Origin of the sequence: Bacillus sp. DC4300-2b2 (genome assembly GCF_049895685.1) — a bacterium.
In the GTDB taxonomy this organism is placed as follows: domain Bacteria; phylum Bacillota; class Bacilli; order Bacillales; family Bacillaceae; genus Bacillus; species Bacillus safensis.
In genome coordinates, this window is record NZ_JAFCSW010000001.1 from 557,980 (window position 1) to 577,508 (window position 19,529).

Below are 19,529 nucleotides of genomic sequence, written 5' to 3' on the forward strand. Positions count from 1 at the left end.
ATGGGTCTGTTTTTTAATAATCTAATTCGTTATATAGAGGGAAACGGGCCGTAAGATCAGATACACGCTTTTTCGCCTCTTCTAATTTTGCTTCATCTTCATGATGTTTTAGCGCAAGTGCAATAATGGAACCGACTTCTTTCATCGCTTCTTGATCGAAACCGCGGCTTGTTACTGCTGCTGTCCCTACACGTACACCACTTGTGACAAATGGTTTTTCTGGATCATAAGGAATTGCATTTTTGTTCACCGTAATACCGATTTCATCAAGAACGTTTTCTGCAATTTTTCCTGTGATGCCAAGAGAACGCAAGTCGATGAGAACAAGATGGTTATCTGTTCCGCCAGATACAAGCTGAATATCTTCAGATAAAAGAGTTTCAGCTAGTTGTTTTGCATTATCAATGACGTTTTGTGCATATGTTTTGAAATCTCCGTTCAATACTTCACCGAAAGAAACAGCTTTTGCAGAGATGACATGCATGAGTGGTCCACCTTGAATACCAGGGAAGATCGATTTGTCGATCTTTTTACCAAACTCTTCACGGCAAAGAATCATTCCGCCGCGAGGTCCGCGTAATGTTTTGTGAGTTGTCGTTGTCACAAAATCTGCGTAAGGAACTGGATTTGGATGAAGACCTGCTGCAACAAGACCAGCAATGTGAGCCATGTCGACCATAAAGTAAGCACCGACTTCATCAGCAATCTCACGGAACTTTTTGAAATCAATTTGACGTGGGTATGCACTTGCACCCGCAACGATCAGTTTCGGCTTATGTTCACGTGCTTTTTCAAGTACATCTTGATAGTCGATATGCTGAGTTTCTTTATCTACACCATATTCTACAAAGTTGTACTGTACACCACTAAAGTTTACAGGGCTTCCGTGTGTTAAATGCCCGCCATGTGATAAGTTCATGCCCAGCACTGTATCGCCATGCTCAAGAATAGTAAAGTATACGGCCATGTTCGCTTGAGCACCTGAGTGAGGCTGTACGTTCACATACTCAGCGCCAAAAATTTCTTTTGCGCGGTCACGTGCGATATCTTCCACAACGTCTACATGTTCACAGCCGCCATAGTAGCGTTTACCAGGATAGCCCTCAGCGTATTTGTTTGTTAATACAGAGCCCTGTGCTTCCATGACTGCTTCGCTTACGAAGTTTTCTGATGCAATTAATTCGATTTTGTCCTGCTGGCGTTTCCGCTCTAGTTGAATTGCTTTGAATACTTGTGCGTCTTGCTCAGGTAAATGTTTCATCAGCGAAATCCTCTCCAATCTATTTCCATTCGATGTTTTCACCATCTCATTGTACACGGTTTTTGAGTAAAATGTAAAAGTTTTTTTTGGAAAATCGACTTCTTTTTTATGAAAACCCGAATATTCAAGTGGTAAAGCGCCTTCATCATTCAACATTATATTAGAAATATATCGAAGCTATGATCTTGTATAAACCGCTCTTTCTCCGCCAATCAGCTTCGGACGTGTTTTCGCAAAAGTCACATGTGCATGTCCTAATTGATGACGGCTGAGACGGACAGGTACAGCGACTCTCTTTAGGTGCATCCCAATTAACGTATCACCGATATCAATTCCAGCATGCGCCTCAATGGATTCGACTAATACAGGATGTTCCATTTGCTGATACGCGTGAGCTGCCATCGAACCACCCGCTTTACGGACAGGTACTGCAGCTACAATCTCCAAGTTAAAACGGAAAGCCACTTCTTCTTCAACGACTAGGGCACGATTGAGATGCTCACAGCATTGAAAGGCGAGCTCAATGCCGGTCTCTCGTCTTAACTGATCCAATTCTTGATAGATGGACGCAGCAATTTGCTCACTTCCTGCAGTACCAATATGCTCACCAGCCACTTCTGACGTACTGCAGCCAATGACTAAAATTTGCCCGGCACGCAATTCAACTGTTTGATGAAACTCTTTTAACATTTCAAGCCAATCTTGACCAATGTTCATATTAAGCGCTCCTTATAGGTGCTTTTCTTCGTAATCAGCAATTTTGCCAATCCGCACAGCATGGCGTCCTGCTGTAAACTCTGTTGTCAGCCAAATATGCGCAATCTCACGTGCTAATCCTGGTCCAATCACTCGCTCTCCCATTGCAAGAACGTTCGTATCATTATGTTCTCTAGTTGCTTTTGCACTAAATGTATCATGTGCTAATGCACAGCGAATTCCTTTTACTTTATTTGCCGAGATGCTCATGCCGATGCCTGTCCCGCAAATTAAAATGCCGCGGTCGACTTCTCCGTTTGCCACCATATTGGCTACTGGGAATGCATAATCTGGGTAGTCTACAGAACCTGATCCACATTCACAACCCATATCAATGTATTCGATCTTCAATTCATCCATCAGTTGTTTGATTTCTTCACGAATATTCGTTCCGCCGTGATCGGATGCAATGGCTACTTTCATCGGGCAATTCCTCCTAAGGGTGAGTTGATCTGTTATGTCTTACATTCATTCTTTATTTACAGTTATATTTTAACCTCTGCCTAGTGATTTGCAAACAAAAGCAGAAAAACCGTTGACGCAACGGTTTTACAGGTTATCTATGATGATGATCTTTTTTCAATTTCTCAGCGAGCTGATACAGTAAGGCTTCAAGTTCATCACGAGTTTCCTGATAAACAGAAAGACTTCCTCCAAACGGGTCGGATACATCGCCTTCTGTTCCTGTCGCAAATTCCTTTAAAGTGAAGACCTTGCCTTTTGCATGCGCATATTGCTCTGCAATCAACTGTTTATGCTGCATAGTCATCGTGAAGACGTAATGAGCTTCGCGCAGAAGCTCCTCTGTCAATTTTGATGATGAGTGATTCAGTGGAATGCTTTTCTCAAATAATGCTTCGATCGCTTGAGGAGAAGCCTTCCCTTCATCGGTGGCGAAAATCCCTGCGGATTTTACAGTGACCTCTAAACCTTTTTCATCTGCAATGGAAGCAAAAAGGGCTTGAGCCATTGGACTTCTGCATGTATTTCCCGTACAAACAAATAAGATTTTCATCTTTCGCCCTCCTTTTCTTCTATTATATAGCATTTCATTCTACATGTTATGTAAGGAGACTGGCTAGAGCGGAAATAATAATTTGATACCAAAGGCTAGTAAAATGATTCCGCCAAGCGCGCCGCTATATGAACCCACCCATGACCGAACCTGTTTACCGAGTAATAATCCGAGCCATGTGAGAAGCATACTAAAAAAACCAAACAATAATATAGTCATCCACACCTGGGAACCGTAAATCCCGAGGCTTAAACCAACAGAGAAGCTGTCTAGGCTGACACTTGTAGCAAAAAGAACGAGACCAGTCCCAACAGGTGCGATAAAGGGCTTATCCTCTTTGCGGATAGAAGCAACGATCATTTGCAGTCCCAGCACCAAAAGCAGCGCCCCGCCAATATAGGTGGCAAGAAGACCGAGCCATCCGGATAAGAGCTGACCTGTCAGCATGCCAAAAAGCGGCATAAACATATGAAATATCCCAATGACAAGTCCAATATAAATGATCTGGCGGAACCTCAGCTGAATCATCCCCATACCAAGTCCAACCGAAAAAGCATCCATCCCAAGTGCAAAAGCCATGATGCTGAGTGTCAGCAATTCGCCAGCTAGTTCGTTCATGTAAATCCCCCTTGGACACACATTCTCCTTTAACCTATGTTTGTCCAAGAAAGGTTAGAACTATTGGAAAGAAGGGAGTGTACGCCCTCCTGCGGCTTTTTGCAGACGGTTCATAATGGCAGAACCAACTCCTTGCTCTGAAAAGGCTTCTGAAATAATCAAGTCTACATCCGTTTCATCAAATTGTCTCAGTACACGATAGAGGTTTGCAGCAACCGTTTCAGGTTTTTCTCTCCATCCACAGCTGTACACAACATCTGCCGCAAACAGCGATTTCTTTTCTTCTGTTGTCAGTACTCCGACTTTTAGACCTTCAGCTTTGTATTTCTGAATGTGTCGCTGCATGTCTTCATCACTTCCATGAAAGATATACATTTGGGCTTCAGGTGCATAGTGTGTGTATTTCATACCTGGCGATACAGGCGCCTCGTCCTTTTTTGTCAGTCCTGGATCCACACTCACCGTCCCCACGACCTCTTCTAATGCTTCTTTTGTAATTCCGCCCGGTCTTAAAATCACTGGGATCTCACCGACACAGGATACAACGGTTGACTCAACCCCAATTCCAGTTGAACCGCCATCCACAATTCCAGCGATTCTTCCTTCGAGGTCACTCGCTACATGGTCAGCTTGTGTTGGTGAAGGTTTCCCTGAACGGTTCGCACTTGGTGCAGCAATTGGCAGACCAGCTGCTCGGATGAGCTCAAGCGCAATGGGATGGTCAGGCATTCTCACACCTACTGTGGATAAACCTGCTGTAACCTGCTTGGATAAAGTGCCTGGCTTACACGGAAGAACGATGGTTAAGGCGCCCGGCCAAAAGGCATCCATCAGCGCCTTCGCTTTTTCGCTTTCTATTTGTGCAAATTCGTGAAGCTGCTGAACTTCCGCGATGTGAACAATCAACGGATTATCACTCGGACGCCCTTTCGCTTCATAAATTTTCATCACGGCTTCAGTCTCTTTCGCATTTGCCCCGAGTCCGTAAACGGTCTCTGTCGGGAAAGCAACCGCTTCATTTTGCTGCAGCAGATCGGCCGCCTGTTTAATTTGTGGATAGTATGTGGATAAATCCTTTTCTAAATCCACAGACCACCTTTTTGTATTTAACATCATACAAACTCCTTTTAAAAAAGATAAAACTGTTGATATATCTCAATTATCCTTTTGAAAGTATAAAAGATGATGATCAATAAAACAAGCGTTGTCCACAATTTGTGGATAACGCTTGTTTTGTAGTGGATAAGTATGTGTATAAGTCCATCATTTTGTGATTAACTGCCTTTTTTTTGCAGGACCACAGCCTGTTCTTTCCCCAATGTCTCTTTTGCATGTGCAGAGCTCCATATGCTTTCTGGGATTTCTTCTAAAGGCGCAAAGCCCATTAATGCCAAAAAATCATGGGAAGAGGAATGGTTTGCAACGACATAAAAAGTATCCACACCTATTTTTTCTCCGAGCGTTTGAACGCTTTGGAACAAGGAGACAATGTGCCCCTGACCGAGCTTATCTGATATGACAAGAGACCGTAGCAATCCCTCTTGTTCATTGAGCTGTTCAAGACCTAAGCAGCCTGCCAGCTGACCATCCGCATCTTCCATCACGACAAATGTCGTTCGCTCTGCAAGCGTCACTCCGCCTTTTGCTTGTCCCTTTTCAAGAAAAGCATTGATCGCCGGGACATCTTCCTCTGTGGCTATTCTTAATTGATAATACATGCTTTCACCTCTTTTTGATCTCTTACTTCAACTCTATGAGGCAAAAACCGATTTATACCTTTTTTAAGAGAAAAGACTAGAGACCCATTCGAACAAAAAGAACTTTACTTCACCTGTCTCTTCTTCCTCTTCTTTCACCACTTCATTGACAGACTCTTTCGGTTGCTGCGCTGTCACTTGTTTATCATCATCGCTTTCTGGTGAGGCAATGGCTTCTCCGTTTGAAAAATCGATAAAACAGAGCGGCGGGAATAACACACACCACCAGTTGGCTCCGTCCCCTTCTCCAAGCGTAATTAAAATGGCTTCATATTTCCCAGCAGGGTAGACGAAATTTCCATAGAGCTTTGTTGGAAATGAAGCTTTTTGAAAACTGACCGATACGGATTGATCAATGTGCTGTTCCTTCAATTTCGCTTTGGCGATACGATTGATTTCTGGCAGCTTTGATCGAATGACACGTCTTGCTTCTTCAATGGACGTGAGGTCTTTGACCCACTCCGTCATATTCGCATTGACCTCGTCACGAATACTTCTTTTCACATCCTGATCCGCTGAACGATCACTATTTGCTAAAATGCGTAATCGAATTGCTTCATCTGGTATGACAACAGGCTGATTTGCAGAAGCAGCCGCTGTCTCCTCTCTGCCAAGGTTTGCAAAAGCACCGCATAATAATAGAAACATATAAAGACAAATCATCGTTTTACTTTTCAACATTGTGTGTTCCCCCCACTTTTTCTCTTCGCTACAAACATTGTGTCCAGGAAACACATCTCATAAACAGTCAACATAAATTATTTTTTTAATAGATTATGAGTCAAAACAAAAAAGCCGTTCTCATTAAGAACGACTTTTGAGTGAGGATTGGTAGTCAGAAGGGTATAGTCTACCATCCCAATCTCGGCTGATTTTTAAACCAGATTCTGTTTTGATAACAGTCATGGCCCCTTTTTTCTTGATTTCTTTTTTGACCTTTCCTTTTTGATCGATAAATTGGATCACCATTTCATAGTTAAATTCAATTCTGTCATCGCTTTCATCTGAAGGCGTAAACATAATTTTCTTCAGCTTAATTTGACAATCTTGATCCTTCGCCGCTTCTAATATGCTCGGGAACATGCTGTCTTCTGTATATTCTTGATATTCGTGTTCGGTTAAATAAACCTTCAGCTTCTCTTTCATGTCAGATAGGTCATCCGTTCGATTCACTGTGTATTGTGCTTTTTTATAGCTTTCTCCAAATGCTGCTGCCTCTTTTTTAAAGCTCGGTTTACCACAAGCACTCACAATCAATAGTACACTGACGATGACCAACACCATCGCATACCTTTTGTTCACACCATTCGCTCCTTCAAAACAAATTTATGTAAAAAATCATGATCAGAATGTTCATTCTTCTATATATACGTTTCTCTTTTACCATAAGTTTCATCTTTACATAATAAAATAGTCCGGCTATATTCAGCCGGACTTTCCGTTTTGAATGTGAGCGCAAACAGCTCGATCTTTTCCATTAATATCTTTAACGATGTAAACATGCGCTTTAGGAAATGCCTGCACGAGAAGCGCTGTGACTTCTTGACCTTGCGTATGTCCAATTTCAAAGACAACAACTGCCTGCTCACTCAGCACGCTGTGAAGATCACGAACAAGACGCTTATAAAACCACAAGCCATCACGTCCATCCGTCAGCGCATTTACCGGTTCATGCTTCGTCACCACCTCAGACAGACTGTCCATTTCTTCCGCCGCAATATAAGGTGGATTGGAAATAAATACATCTACTTTAATACCTTGAGCTATAACCGGTTCAAGTAAATCTCCATGTAAAAAATGAACGTCTGCACCGAGCGCTTGTTGATTCCGCTTTGCTACCGCAAGTGCTTCTTGTGAGATATCAGTCGCTGTGACAGATAGTGATTTTTTTTCAAGAGCGAGCGTAATTGCAATGGCTCCGCTTCCTGTGCCAACGTCAACTGCTTTGAGCGGCTGATCGGGCGGGAAAACGTCACCTACCAAATTGAGCGCCGCCAACACAACTTCTTCCGTTTCAGGACGAGGAATAAGAACATGCTTATTCACCTCGAAAGGACGTCCGTAAAAGAATTCAACACCCGTTAAATGCTGAACAGGAACACCTGCCTTATGCTGCGTCACAAATTTGCTGAACAGTTGATCTTGCTCCTCAGGCAGCGCATCATGAAATCGTGCAAGAAGCTCACTTCTGCTCCAGCCGAGCACATGCATCAACAGGAGTTCTGCTGCATTTTGGTCTCTGCCAGCTTCCGTTAACAAAGAAGAAGCCCATTTAAGGGCTTCGAAGATTGTTCGCTCTTTATTTTGCATCTTGAAGCTTTCTTGCTTGGTCTTCCATAATTAGTGCATCAATGACCTCGTCAAGTTTTCCTTCTAAGATTTGATCAAGCTTTTGAATCGTCAATCCGATGCGGTGGTCTGTTACACGGTTTTGCGGGAAGTTGTACGTACGGATACGCTCTGAACGATCCCCTGTTCCAACCGCAGATTTACGCGTTTGATCATATTCAGCCTGTGCTTCACGCTGGAATTTATCATAAATTCTCGCACGCAGTACTTTCATGGCTTTTTCTTTGTTTTTAATTTGTGATTTCTCATCCTGACAGGACACAACAACACCTGTTGGAAGGTGAGTTAATCGAACAGCTGACATCGTTGTATTGACACTTTGTCCGCCAGGTCCGCTAGATGTGAAAGTATCGACACGGATGTCTTTTTCATGGATATCAATTTCAACTTCCTCAGCCTCAGGTAATACCGCGACTGTCGCAGTTGATGTATGAATCCGTCCGCCTGATTCCGTTTCCGGAACACGCTGCACGCGGTGTGCGCCGTTTTCAAACTTTAGTTTGGAGTATGCGCCTTTCCCGCTGATCATAAAGATAATCTCTTTATAACCGCCTGTGCCAGTAACACTTGCTTCCATGACTTCTGTTTTCCAGCCTTGCATTTCAGCATAACGGCTGTACATACGGTAAAGGTTTCCTGCAAAAAGAGCAGCTTCTTCTCCACCCGCTGCACCACGAACCTCCACAATAACGTTTTTGTTGTCATTCGGATCTTTCGGGATCAGCAAGATTTTCAGCTCATCTTCTAAACGTTCCGTTTCCTCAGTGAGCTCTGAAATTTCTTCTTTGACCATGTCGCGCATCTCAGCATCCAGCTTCTCTTCGAGCATTGCTTTCGCATCATTCAGCTGGTCGTATGCCGCACGATATTGTCTATATACCTCAACAGTTTCTTGAATATCGGATTGTTCTTTCGAATATTCACGAAGCTTCGTAGTGTCGTTCACCACTTCAGGGTCACTTAAATATTCATTTAGTTTTTCATAGCGTTCTTCAATTGATTTTAAACGGTCTAACATGGTCTTCACCTCTGTTTTGTGCGTAACAGTCTAATTATAGTATAGCGGGGTATGACAGTCAAAAAAATTTCCAAAACAATTGATTTTCTGCAATTTTTCGCTATAAAACACGATCTTTGGCGATTGGTTACTTGTTTTGTCTAACGTGAAGGAACAGGTCCTCCTTAAAGAGAATGGTACTTGTAATTGAAAAAAGGGAGGGCATTTGGTTTGAATACAAATGAGGTTGCAAAGGAACTTGGTGTTTCTTCAAAGACGATTCAGCGTTGGGTCAAACAGCTCAACATCCCTGTCGCCCGGAATGAACTTGGACATTATGAATTTCATGAAGATATTGTACAGCTGCTCAAAGAGGTCAAACACCAAATGAGTGAAGGTGTGATCCTCCAAGATATTCAACTGCCAATCCATAAGGAAACCGTTCGTCAAGCAGCACCTGCTGCCGAAGCTGATGTCTCCATACAGCGGATTGAAGCATTAGAAAAACAAGTAAAAGAGCTCATTCAGCAGCAATTACACGTCACTGATGTAGAAGACCGACTGCAAGAACTTGAACAGAAATTGGCTAAAAAAGCAGATGAAGGTGTATCGTATCAGCTGCTTCAGCACCGCAGAGAAATTGAAGATTTATCCACAAAATTTGACCGCCTCGCCGCAACCTTGAAACAACCGTCACAAGTAGAAGAAAAAAAGGAAACCGCACACCCTGATATCAAAAAAAAGCGTGTACTCTTCCCTCTGTTTCATTCATTTCGCTAGGAAAGGCTGCCTCGATAGGCAGCCTTTTTACTATATTATACGGTAAGTGCAATAATGATCGGTAATGTGATGAGTGACATGATGGCACTGATGACAAATGCGGATGCAGTTTCCGCCTCTTGTTTTTCAAATCGTGTTGCGATCATCGCTGCAACAGCTGAACCTGGGAAGGCTACAAGTAATACAGCTTTTGTAATTTCATCAGCCGAAAGACCCATAAGAACAGCAATAAAATACATAAGTATTGGTTGTACAGCTACTTTTAGCAATGCAATACTGAAGGCTGGCAAGCTTAATTTAATTTTGCGGATACCAACAGTGACACCGACTGCGAATAGCGCAACCCCTGATGTAACGCTGCCAATTTCCTCTAACATTTCGTGTCCAATTGCAGGAAGTTTAAATCCTAAAAGAACAAGAATGATACTGGCTAACGGTGCAAGAGCAAGCGGCTCTGATAAACCGTGCAAAATCGCTTTTGTCGTCATTTTTAGGAAGCTTTCGCCGTCTTTTGTTTTCCCTTTTGTTTTTTCACCGACAGTTGACACAATAATTGCAATTGGATCAAGCAGTGCATTTACAACTATTCCGGTAATCGCAATCGGAATTGCAACCTCTTGAGCTCCAAATAAACTGCCCAAGACCGGAATCCCCATAAATGCAAAGGTCGGTTGTGCTGAGTTTAACGAGAAAACAGAAGAATCTGTTAAATCATATTTAAAAGCAAATTTCGTAACTAAAAGGATAATGATATAAAAACCAACGATTCCGAAAATCAATGCAATGAAAAATGGAATTTGACTATAGAATTTATCTTTTGGTGTTGACAGAATACTGGCGATAAAGTGCGCTGGTAAAGCATACTTTGTAACAAGTGTACTTACACCTTTTGCAGATTTAGCGTCATAGCTGCCGAAGTGTCCTGCGAACCAACCCAGCGCGATAACGAAAAAAATCGGTGCTAGGAGGATCAAAATATTTAAAAAGTCCATCTTACTATTCCTCCTTAAATCCTTTACATGTTTCTTATTTATTGCGGCATTGCTTAGATTACCCGAAGCAATGCCGCGTTACACATTTTATTATGCTCTTACAATTTTTTTATATTCAGGAATCCACATTGCGTCTTTCACAGCTTGTTCGATGTTGTCAGGCGTTTTTCTTGCGACACCATCTTCAATTGCTGCTTTCGCTACTTCAACAGCCACATGAATTGACACTTCTTGCAATTTATCAATACTTGGAAGAAGACCAGCACCTGGTTTATCATGATCAACCATTTCAGCAATTGCATTCGCAGAAGCAACGAACATGCCTTTTGTGATGATTTTTGATTCTGTTACGATTGAACCAAGACCAAGTCCAGGGAAAACGAACGCATTGTTTGATTGTCCGATTTCATGTTCGATTCCATTATACTCAACGTTTTCGAACGGGCTTCCTGTTGCAACAAGTGCACGGCCGTCTGTCCATTTGAATAGATCTTCTGGCACTGCTTCAGCAAGCGGTGTTGGGTTAGACATTGGCATGATCACTGGACGCTCTGTATGAGCTGCCATTTCTTTAATGATTTCTTCAGTGAATGCGCCGCCTTGACCTGATGTACCGATAAGGATTGTCGGCTTCACTTGGCGAACAGTTTCTGCAAATGAGATTTGTCCTTTTTCATCGCGTGCCCAGCCTTCTACTTCATCAGAAGTACGAAGGTATGGTTTTTGGAAATCAAGCACTTCATCTTCAAATTGATCTGTTAGCAATCCTCTGTAGTCTAAAGTCCAGAATGCATTGTTTGCTTCTTCTTCTGTTAAACCTTCAAGAACCATTGTGTCACGCATTTGATCTGCGATTCCGATACCGGCTGATCCAGCCCCGAAGATGACAACACGGTGATCTTTCAATTGAGTACCAGTTTTCTTGACAGCTGCAAGAACACCCGCTAAAGTAATGGCACCAGTACCTTGAATATCATCGTTGAACGTTAAGATGTTATCGTTGTATTTTTTCATGATGTTACGCGCATTTTTGTTTCCAAGGTCTTCCCAGTGAAGCAATGCTTTCGGGAAGAATTTAAGTGCTGCTTTCACATAAGCATCAATGAATTCTTCGTATTTTTCACCTTGTACACGTTTGTGGTGGTTCCCGATGTATAATGGGTCATTCAATAATTTTTCATTGTTTGTTCCAACATCTAATACAACTGGAATCACGCGGCTAGGATCAATACCTGCTGCAGCCGTGTAAACAGCTAATTTACCGATTGCGATGTTGATACCACCAACACCCCAGTCACCAATTCCAAGAATACTCTCAGAGTCAGTTGCAACGATGAGGTCAATATCTCCAGCAGTTGCGTGCAAGTTTTCAAATGCTTTCTCGATGCCGTCAATGTCGTCGATTGAAAGATAGACACCATGAGGTCTTCTGTATTCATGGCTGTATTCTTGAATCGCTTCACCAACAGTTGGTGTGTACACAACAGGAAGCATTTCACGAAGCTTTTCTGTTAGAAGCTTGTAGAACAATACTTCGTTACGGTTTTGTAAATCACTTAAGTATACGTTTTGACGAAGACGATCCGGCTGAGCTAAAAATTGCTTGTACGCTCTTTCCGCTTGCTGTTCTAAAGTTAGAACCGTTGGAGGAAGTAAGCCTTCTAGTCCAAGCTCTTGTCTTTCTTCTTCAGAGAAAGCAACGCCTTTGTTCAACGTTGGAATAGATAATACGTCTTTACCTGTCAAAGTGGTTTCGAGGTACCCTTCTTTTGTTTTCTTCACGTTGTTCATCAAAAACTACCCTCTTTCTAAAATATAAATAAAGTGAACTATTAATCCAAAGAACGATTAAGGAGAAAAATCCTTAATCAAAAAAATTATGACAAGAAATCGAACTTTTCGTTAAAATGCTTTACACTACAGTTAGTCATTTTATGCCTGCTTATAACAAAACGCAAGCGTTGAAAATTAGATAATTTAATCGTAGTGTTATTTAATTTATTTAAGTACAAATGATGGGTGTTCAGCCAAAATCTCGAAAAACGAAACACAGCGGCATTTGCTATTTTTTTAATTGTCAAGTGTTGTACCAACATCAAGTCTTGGTACTTCATGGTGATGTCTGCATCGTGCTTCGTATGATTCCTGCGCACCTACTAAAATAATAGGATCATCATAGGATGCGGGTTTACCGTCGATCAAGCGTTGTGTTCTACTCGCTGGGGAGCCGCATACCGAACAAACTGCTTGAAGTTTTGTTACAAGCTCTGCACATGCCATTAAATGCGGAACAACACCAAATGGCTCTCCTCTGAAGTCTTGATCCAGGCCTGCAACAATGACTCGGTAGCCTTGGTCAGCCAATTGAGTGACAATGTCAATGATTGTCTCATCAAAAAATTGCACCTCATCAATGCCAATGACATCGGTTCTTTCTGATATGTGCGTTATTATGTCTTTTGGTGAGGCTACTGCAATCCCATCTAATGATGAACCGTTATGTGACACAACTGAGCTTGTACTATATCGGTTATCAATCGCTGGTTTGAATATTTTTACTTCTTGTTTGGCAAAGGTGGCCCTTTTGGCTCTCCGAATCAATTCTTCCGACTTTCCAGAAAACATACTACCGCAGATGACTTCAAGCCAACCGCTTTGTTTCATCACATACATAAGGTCTTCTCCCCCGTTTTAAAGTTCCATCAATCCACGTAAAAAAACAGGCAAGAACGGATTCCTGCCTGTTTATTGTATCTATTATTACTTAAGACCGTATTTTTTGTTAAAGCGGTCAACACGTCCATCAGCAGAAGCGAATTTTTGACGGCCTGTATAGAAAGGATGGCACTCAGAGCAAATCTCGATGCGTACCTCTTCTTTTACTGATCCAGTTTCAAACTCATTTCCACAAGCGCATTTGACTGTAGCTTTTTTGTAGTTAGGATGAATTCCTGTTTTCATCTACTGTCATCTCCTTCCGCCCTGAATCCAATTCGGAAACAGAGTTAATATCTCAGAAATAAATTCTGAAACGCACATGATAAAATTATAACAGTGTGAGTCTATGATTGCAAATGTATTTTTTCAGGGAAGCTATCTTCTTGATGCAGACATATTGGCTTGTTTCCATTCTTGCGTTAAAATATCGAAAAATTCTTGGTTTGTCTTTGTTTTTCTCATTTTGCGCATGAACTTCTCAGCGAAGTCAGGTGTATCTGACATCGATTTTCTCATCGCCCATAGACGATCAAGATGCTCTTTTGGTACAAGCAGTTCTTCTTTTCTCGTACCAGAACGGCGAATGTCGATCGCAGGGAAAATTCTTCTTTCGGCCAAAGAACGGTCCAAATGAAGCTCCATGTTTCCAGTTCCTTTAAACTCTTCATAAATCACGTCATCCATACGTGATCCTGTATCAACAAGTGCAGTGGCTAAAATCGTCAAGCTTCCGCCTTCTTCAATGTTACGCGCAGCACCGAAGAAGCGTTTTGGACGATGGAAAGCCGCAGGATCAATACCGCCTGAAAGCGTTCGGCCGCTTGGCGGAATCACAAGGTTGTATGCACGAGCAAGCCTTGTGATGCTGTCCATTAAGATGATGACATCTTTTTTATGTTCAACAAGACGCATGGCACGCTCTAATACAAGCTCTGCTACTTTAATGTGGTTTTCCGGTACTTCGTCAAAGGTTGAACTAACAACATCCCCTGCAACAGAACGTTCGATATCTGTTACTTCTTCTGGGCGTTCGTCAATCAAAAGGACAATCAGCTCTGCCTCTGGGTGATTTTCAGAAATGCTGTTGGCAATTTCTTTAAGTAAAATGGTTTTCCCAGCCTTAGGCGGTGCAACGATTAAACCACGCTGTCCAAATCCAACTGGCGCCATCATATCCATAATTCTAGTAGACAGGTGATTAGGCTGTGTTTCAAGAATCATTTGGCGGTCAGGAAATAGCGGTGTGAGTGCAGGAAAGTGAACACGTTCCTTTGCTGATTCTGGGTCGTCCCCATTTACCGCTTCTACATGAAGGAGGCCATAGTAGCGTTCATTCTCTTTTGGAGGTCGTACCTTTCCAGACACTTTATCTCCATTTCGTAAATCAAAGCGTCTGATTTGTGAAGCTGAAATATAAATGTCTTCAGAACTTGGGGAGTAGTTAATCGGTCTTAAGAAACCAAATCCCTCAGACTGAATAATTTCAAGAACCCCTTCCATAAATAAGAGATCCTCTTGCTCAGCGTTCGCCTTTAAGATGGCAAAAATTAATTCTTTTTTTGTTAGTTTGCTGTAATAAGAGATTTTGTATCGTTTTGCTAACTCATACAGCTCTTTTAATTTCATATTTTCCAAAGATGAAATCGAAACATCTTTCAATATGGACACCACACTTTTCCAGTCAATGTATTTCTTTACAAATGCATGACCAATTGTATTTGATTAGCTTTTAATTCCGTTGTTGTTGGAATGACCTCGCTCTCATGGTAACGCTCCCACTCGTTTTATCGTGAAAGATAGGAACAATGTGAAATAGAGCTTTTTTAACATAGAGAAGGATAATGAGTATATCGTCATGATGCGGCAGTATTTAAACTTGTTGAAGCTTAAAAGAAGTAAATTCGCAGAAAATTTCGCAGCACTCTTTAGTTTTACCTCATTTGCAGAGAATATTCAACTTTTAAAAGAAAATGATATACATTTGACACCTATATGAAAAGCGGGTAATGAATACCCGCTTTCAGATTACGGACGAATGACAAGATTCGGTTTTTTCTTTAAGCTGTGTCTGCCGTCTACGAAACGAACCGTACCTGATTTCGCACGCATGACAACACTATGTGTTGTTCCAACAGAGCCTTTGAATTGAACACCTTTAAGTAATTCGCCGTCCGTTACACCTGTCGCTGCAAAAATGGCGTCATCTCCTTTTACGAGATCTTCCATTCTGAGGACTTTACCAACATCCAGCCCCATTTTCTCACAGCGTCTTAGTTCTTCTTCACTTTGAGGAAGAAGCTTACCATGAATTTCACCACCAAGTGCCTTTAACGCAACAGCAGAAAGGACACCCTCAGGCGCTCCGCCTGAACCAAATAGAATATCAACACCTGTGTGATCAAATGCTGTATTAATGGCTCCTGCAACGTCACCATCATCGATCAGTTTAATTCTTGCTCCTGCTTCTCTCAGTTCAGCAATAATTTTCTCATGTCGATCTCTGTTTAAAATCGTTGCAACCACATCTTCAATATCTTTGTTTTTCGCTTTTGCAACAGCGCGAAGATTATCAATGACAGGCGCTTCAATATCGATGCAGCCTACCGCTTCTGGACCTACTGCGATCTTATCCATGTACATGTCAGGTGCATTCAGCAGGTTGCCATGATCTGCAACTGCAATGACAGCTAAGGCATTCCAACCGCCGCTTGCCACAATGTTTGTTCCTTCTAATGGATCAACAGCGACATCTACGCGAGGTCCATATCCGTTCCCAAGCTTTTCCCCAATATAAAGCATTGGTGCTTCGTCCATTTCTCCTTCGCCAATGACCACTGTTCCCTTCATCGGAATAGTGTCAAATACATCACGCATTGCACTTGTTGCAGCATCATCCGCCTCGTCTTTTAATCCTCTTCCCATCCAACGGGCAGATTTTAATGCGGCTGCTTCTGTCACCCGTACTAGTTCCATCGATAAACTTCTTTCCATTTTTGTCCAAATCTCCTCTCACAGTCAAAGCCTTATGAATTTTGAAGTTCTTCTATTTCTTGGTCATTCAGCTTTTCACGCCAGATGGTTGCACCCAAGCCTTCAAGCTTCTTCTCAAGCAAACTATATCCTCTGTCTATATGTTCAAGCCCTGTGATTTCGGTCACACCGTCTGCCATTAACCCTGCGACAACAAGACAAGCGCCTGCACGCAGATCACTTGCTTTGACCTTTGCTCCTTGGAGCTGCGTTTGTCCGGTAATAATAGCAGATCTTCCTTCGACCTTCATGTTTGCACCCATTCGACGCAATTCGTCAATGTGCTTAAAGCGGGCTGAGTAGATCGTATCTGTGACCACACTCGTGCCTTTCGCTTTTGTTAACAGCGCCGTCATCGGCTGCTGAAGGTCAGTTGGAAAGCCCGGATACACAAGAGTTTTGATATCGACAGGCTTGAGTCCTTCATTTCTGCCAACGATCAGCATCTGATCGTTGCTCGTTTCAATGGTGAACCCCATTTCTCTAAGTTTCGCCGTAATTGATTCTAAATGAGTTGGGATCACATTATCAAGTACAACTTCATCTCCCATCGCTGCACCAGCTATTAAAAATGTTCCTGCTTCGATGCGGTCAGGGATGATTGAATGCTTACAGCCATGAAGGGATTCTACACCTTCGATTCGAATGACATCGGTACCCGCACCTTTAATTTTGGCTCCCATGCTTGCAAGCAGTGTCGCTACATCAATAATTTCGGGTTCCTTTGCAGCATTTTCAATCACTGTTTTTCCTTCAGCCAGTACGGCTGCCAGCATGATGTTGATCGTCGCACCTACACTGACAACATCAAGATAAATCCGGGCTCCGACTAATTTTTCAGCGCGCAAATAAATCGCACCCTGCTCGTTTGTCACCTCGGCTCCAAGTGCTTCAAAGCCTTTGATATGCTGATCGATCGGCCTAGGTCCTAAGTGGCATCCTCCTGGCAGTCCGATGACAGCCTGCTTAAATCTTCCCAGCATGGCTCCCATTAAATAATAGGATGCACGCAGTTTTTTCACTTTTCCATTAGGAAGCGGCATACTGATCATGGAAGCAGGATTAACAACCATTTCACCTTTTTCAAAAGTGACCTTCCCGCCAATTTCTTCTAACAGATCTCGTAATGTGTCGATATCTGATATATGCGGAAGGCCTTCAATGGTTACTGGAGAATCAGCGAGAATCGTGGCGGGAATCAGTGCCACAGCACTATTTTTCGCACCACTAATATGTACGGTCCCGCGCAAGGGATCACCGCCGGCAATGTTTAACTTTTCCATATTTGTCTCCCTTCTTAAAGAAGATCACTGTTGGAGTTATACTGTTTGTGGATGTCGCGCTTTAAAAGGTCTTGTCCAAAATTTAGCCAATATCAAGAGAAAGAATACAGGTTAAACGAAATTTGTCGGAAGAAAAATAATCGAAGCTTTGCGAGGCTGTGATGTTCTCTTCTTTGCACAAAACATTTCTTAGCGTTTATTAGGGAAACTGCGGCAAACGAGAGACGAACCCGCCTGCCGCAATCAATTATTTATTCCAATCTGCTAAAAATTGCTCAATGCCTGCATCCGTTAATGGGTGTTTCGTCAGCTGCTTGATGACTTTCAGCGGCATTGTGCCGATATGAGCACCTCTAAGCGCAGCTTCTGTCACATGCTGCGGGTGACGAATAGATGCAGCAATGATTTGTGTATCTAATCCATGAACATCAAAAATAGTTTTTACTTCGCTGATGAGATCAAGACCATTTTGGCCAATGTCATCTAAGCGGCCGAGGAATGGAGAGACATACGTCGCACCAGCTCTAGCTGCAAGAAGTGCCTGGTTTGCACTAAAAATCAATGTAACGTTTGTTTTAATTCCAAGGTCTGTTAATGCTTTGACAGCTTTAAGGCCATCTGTAGTCATTGGAATTTTGACCGTGATATTTGGTGCGATAGCAGCAAGCTCTTTTCCTTCTTCAATCATTTCCTCTGCTTTTAGGGAAATCACTTCTGCACTGACAGAACCTGATACCACGTCAGTGATTTCGCGAAGGCGGTCGTGGAATGATACGTCCTTTTCTTTCGCTACTAAACTAGGGTTTGTTGTGACGCCTGCTAAAATGCCAAGCTCGTGCGCCTCTTTGATGTCTTCAATATTCGCTGTATCTACGAAAAATAACATAACTGTGCCACTCTCCTATCAATAAATTATCTGAAATGTAAATTTGATTGCGCTTTCTCAAGATATGGAGAAAACCGCCTGTGACTCAGGCGGCTTTCGGTTCTCATCAAATTATGCTTGGTTAGAAGAACCAAATTCGCGCATTTTGCCGATAACAGTCGCTTTAATTGCGTCACGAGCTGGTCCAAGATATTTACGTGGATCATACTCTTCTGTTTTTGCAGCAAGTGTTTCGCGTACTGCTTTCGCAGAAGCAATTTGGTTTTCAGTGTTTACATTGATTTTTGCTGTACCAAGTGAAATTGCACGCTTGATGTCAGCAGTTGGGATACCTGTTCCGCCGTGAAGAACAAGTGGAAGGCCAGTTGTTTTTCCGATTTCTTCCATTTCAGCGAAACCAAGGTTTGGTTCACCTTTGTATGGACCATGTACTGAACCTAATGCAGGTGCAAGGCAGTCAATACCAGTGCGTTCTACAAGCTCTTGGCACTCTTTTGGATCAGCATAAATAACGCCCTCAGCGATGACGTCATCTTCTTGCCCACCAACAGTTCCAAGTTCAGCTTCTACAGACACACCATGGAAATGTGCAAGTTCAACGACTTTCGCAGTTGTTTCCACATTTTCATCGAATGGGTGGTGAGAAGCATCGATCATGACAGAAGTAAATCCTGCATGAATCGCTTTTGCACAAGATTCAAAGCTTGAACCGTGATCTAAATGAATCGCAACAGGAACTGTTACATTATATTCTTCGATTAACGCTTTAACCATTGCGACAACTGTTTTGAAGCCGCCCATGTAGCGTCCTGCTCCTTCAGATACTCCCAAGATAACAGGAGATTTCTCTTCTTCAGCAGCTTGTAAAATCGCTTGCGTGAATTCTAAGTTATTTAAGTTAAACTGTCCAACAGCGTAACCTTTTTCCTTTGCGTCTTTCAACATTTCTGTCATTGAAACTAAAGGCATGATGAAAAATCCTCCCTATGTAGCTAATTTGCTTGCTAAAAAAAGCTCTCCACCCTAGCATGACCAGAATTTCTCGCCATATGTAAACTTTCAAAGTCAGATCGCTTTCTTCTTCCTT

The 19,529-nt window shown here is 42.4% G+C and carries 21 protein-coding genes; 1 reads left to right on the forward strand and 20 read right to left on the reverse strand.

Translation table 11 applies throughout. The features are described 5' to 3' along the window. Nucleotides 1-13 precede the first annotated feature (13 nt). The 11 genes from glyA to prfA form a co-directional block, all read right to left on the reverse strand. Entirely contained in the window at nt 14-1,261 is a 1,248-nt protein-coding gene (glyA, locus tag ACP69X_RS02885) for a serine hydroxymethyltransferase (RefSeq protein WP_034281450.1), read from the reverse strand. A 177-nt stretch (nt 1,262-1,438) separates the two neighbouring features. Continuing rightward, a complete protein-coding gene (locus ACP69X_RS02890; protein WP_039182113.1) occupies nt 1,439-1,978 on the reverse strand; it encodes a TIGR01440 family protein in 540 nt (179 codons plus the stop codon). Between the two features lie 12 nt (nt 1,979-1,990). Next, nucleotides 1,991-2,440 (reverse strand): ribose 5-phosphate isomerase B, encoded by a 450-nt coding sequence (rpiB, locus tag ACP69X_RS02895; protein WP_003214714.1) that lies wholly within the window; start codon nt 2,438-2,440, stop codon nt 1,991-1,993. 133 nt (nt 2,441-2,573) lie between these two features. Next, nucleotides 2,574-3,032: a low molecular weight protein arginine phosphatase gene (locus tag ACP69X_RS02900; RefSeq protein WP_411242537.1), complete on the reverse strand. Its 459-nt coding sequence runs from the start codon at nt 3,030-3,032 to the stop codon at nt 2,574-2,576. A 63-nt stretch (nt 3,033-3,095) separates the two neighbouring features. After that, nucleotides 3,096-3,650, reverse strand: coding sequence for a manganese efflux pump MntP family protein (locus ACP69X_RS02905; RefSeq protein WP_039182117.1), 555 nt, complete (start codon nt 3,648-3,650; stop codon nt 3,096-3,098). 60 nt (nt 3,651-3,710) lie between these two features. Next, nucleotides 3,711-4,763: an L-threonylcarbamoyladenylate synthase gene (locus ACP69X_RS02910; protein ID WP_426052403.1), complete on the reverse strand. Its 1,053-nt coding sequence runs from the start codon at nt 4,761-4,763 to the stop codon at nt 3,711-3,713. A gap of 161 nt (nt 4,764-4,924) precedes the next feature. After that, nucleotides 4,925-5,368 (reverse strand): GNAT family N-acetyltransferase, encoded by a 444-nt coding sequence (locus ACP69X_RS02915; protein WP_075612059.1) that lies wholly within the window; start codon nt 5,366-5,368, stop codon nt 4,925-4,927. Between the two features lie 63 nt (nt 5,369-5,431). Beyond that, nucleotides 5,432-6,088, reverse strand: a complete 657-nt coding sequence (gene spoIIR / locus ACP69X_RS02920) for a stage II sporulation protein R (protein WP_075612060.1) — start codon at nt 6,086-6,088, stop codon at nt 5,432-5,434. Between the two features lie 123 nt (nt 6,089-6,211). After that, complete coding sequence (locus ACP69X_RS02925; protein WP_370333344.1) at nt 6,212-6,691, reverse strand: hypothetical protein; 480 nt, start codon at nt 6,689-6,691, stop codon at nt 6,212-6,214. Between the two features lie 141 nt (nt 6,692-6,832). After that, a complete protein-coding gene (gene prmC, locus ACP69X_RS02930) occupies nt 6,833-7,717 on the reverse strand; it encodes a peptide chain release factor N(5)-glutamine methyltransferase (protein WP_426052404.1) in 885 nt (294 codons plus the stop codon). After that, nucleotides 7,707-8,774 carry a peptide chain release factor 1 gene (gene prfA, locus ACP69X_RS02935; protein ID WP_039182133.1) on the reverse strand — a complete coding sequence of 356 codons (1,068 nt, stop codon included), beginning with the start codon at nt 8,772-8,774 and terminating at the stop codon, nt 7,707-7,709. The genes prmC and prfA overlap by 11 nt, the downstream gene beginning before the upstream one ends. Nucleotides 8,775-8,984: 210 nt before the next feature. Here prfA and racA point away from each other — a divergent pair, with 210 nt between their 5' ends. After that, a complete protein-coding gene (racA, locus tag ACP69X_RS02940) occupies nt 8,985-9,533 on the forward strand; it encodes a chromosome-anchoring protein RacA (protein ID WP_041087837.1) in 549 nt (182 codons plus the stop codon). A gap of 35 nt (nt 9,534-9,568) precedes the next feature. Here the strand turns inward: racA and ACP69X_RS02945 are convergent, their stop codons facing one another. The 9 genes from ACP69X_RS02945 to ACP69X_RS02985 form a co-directional block, all read right to left on the reverse strand. Beyond that, nucleotides 9,569-10,525 carry an AEC family transporter gene (locus ACP69X_RS02945; RefSeq protein WP_041087836.1) on the reverse strand — a complete coding sequence of 319 codons (957 nt, stop codon included), beginning with the start codon at nt 10,523-10,525 and terminating at the stop codon, nt 9,569-9,571. A 90-nt stretch (nt 10,526-10,615) separates the two neighbouring features. Next, nucleotides 10,616-12,316 carry an oxaloacetate-decarboxylating malate dehydrogenase gene (gene malS, locus ACP69X_RS02950; RefSeq protein ID WP_041087834.1) on the reverse strand — a complete coding sequence of 567 codons (1,701 nt, stop codon included), beginning with the start codon at nt 12,314-12,316 and terminating at the stop codon, nt 10,616-10,618. 279 nt (nt 12,317-12,595) lie between these two features. Then, on the reverse strand, nt 12,596-13,198 hold the full coding sequence (locus ACP69X_RS02955; RefSeq protein WP_073978863.1) for a thymidine kinase: 603 nt from the start codon (nt 13,196-13,198) through the stop codon (nt 12,596-12,598). 87 nt (nt 13,199-13,285) lie between these two features. After that, complete coding sequence (gene rpmE, locus ACP69X_RS02960) at nt 13,286-13,486, reverse strand: 50S ribosomal protein L31 (protein WP_003215407.1); 201 nt, start codon at nt 13,484-13,486, stop codon at nt 13,286-13,288. A gap of 132 nt (nt 13,487-13,618) precedes the next feature. Further along, nucleotides 13,619-14,902 (reverse strand): transcription termination factor Rho, encoded by a 1,284-nt coding sequence (gene rho / locus ACP69X_RS02965; protein ID WP_008354975.1) that lies wholly within the window; start codon nt 14,900-14,902, stop codon nt 13,619-13,621. Between the two features lie 366 nt (nt 14,903-15,268). Then, complete coding sequence (glpX, locus tag ACP69X_RS02970; RefSeq protein WP_012011567.1) at nt 15,269-16,234, reverse strand: class II fructose-bisphosphatase; 966 nt, start codon at nt 16,232-16,234, stop codon at nt 15,269-15,271. A 32-nt stretch (nt 16,235-16,266) separates the two neighbouring features. After that, nucleotides 16,267-17,556, reverse strand: a complete 1,290-nt coding sequence (locus tag ACP69X_RS02975; RefSeq protein WP_041087823.1) for a UDP-N-acetylglucosamine 1-carboxyvinyltransferase — start codon at nt 17,554-17,556, stop codon at nt 16,267-16,269. A 247-nt stretch (nt 17,557-17,803) separates the two neighbouring features. Then, nucleotides 17,804-18,442, reverse strand: a complete 639-nt coding sequence (gene fsa, locus ACP69X_RS02980; protein WP_024426351.1) for a fructose-6-phosphate aldolase — start codon at nt 18,440-18,442, stop codon at nt 17,804-17,806. Nucleotides 18,443-18,553: 111 nt separating this feature from the next. Beyond that, nucleotides 18,554-19,411, reverse strand: a complete 858-nt coding sequence (locus ACP69X_RS02985; RefSeq protein ID WP_024423748.1) for a class II fructose-bisphosphate aldolase — start codon at nt 19,409-19,411, stop codon at nt 18,554-18,556. Nucleotides 19,412-19,529: the final 118 nt, after the last annotated feature.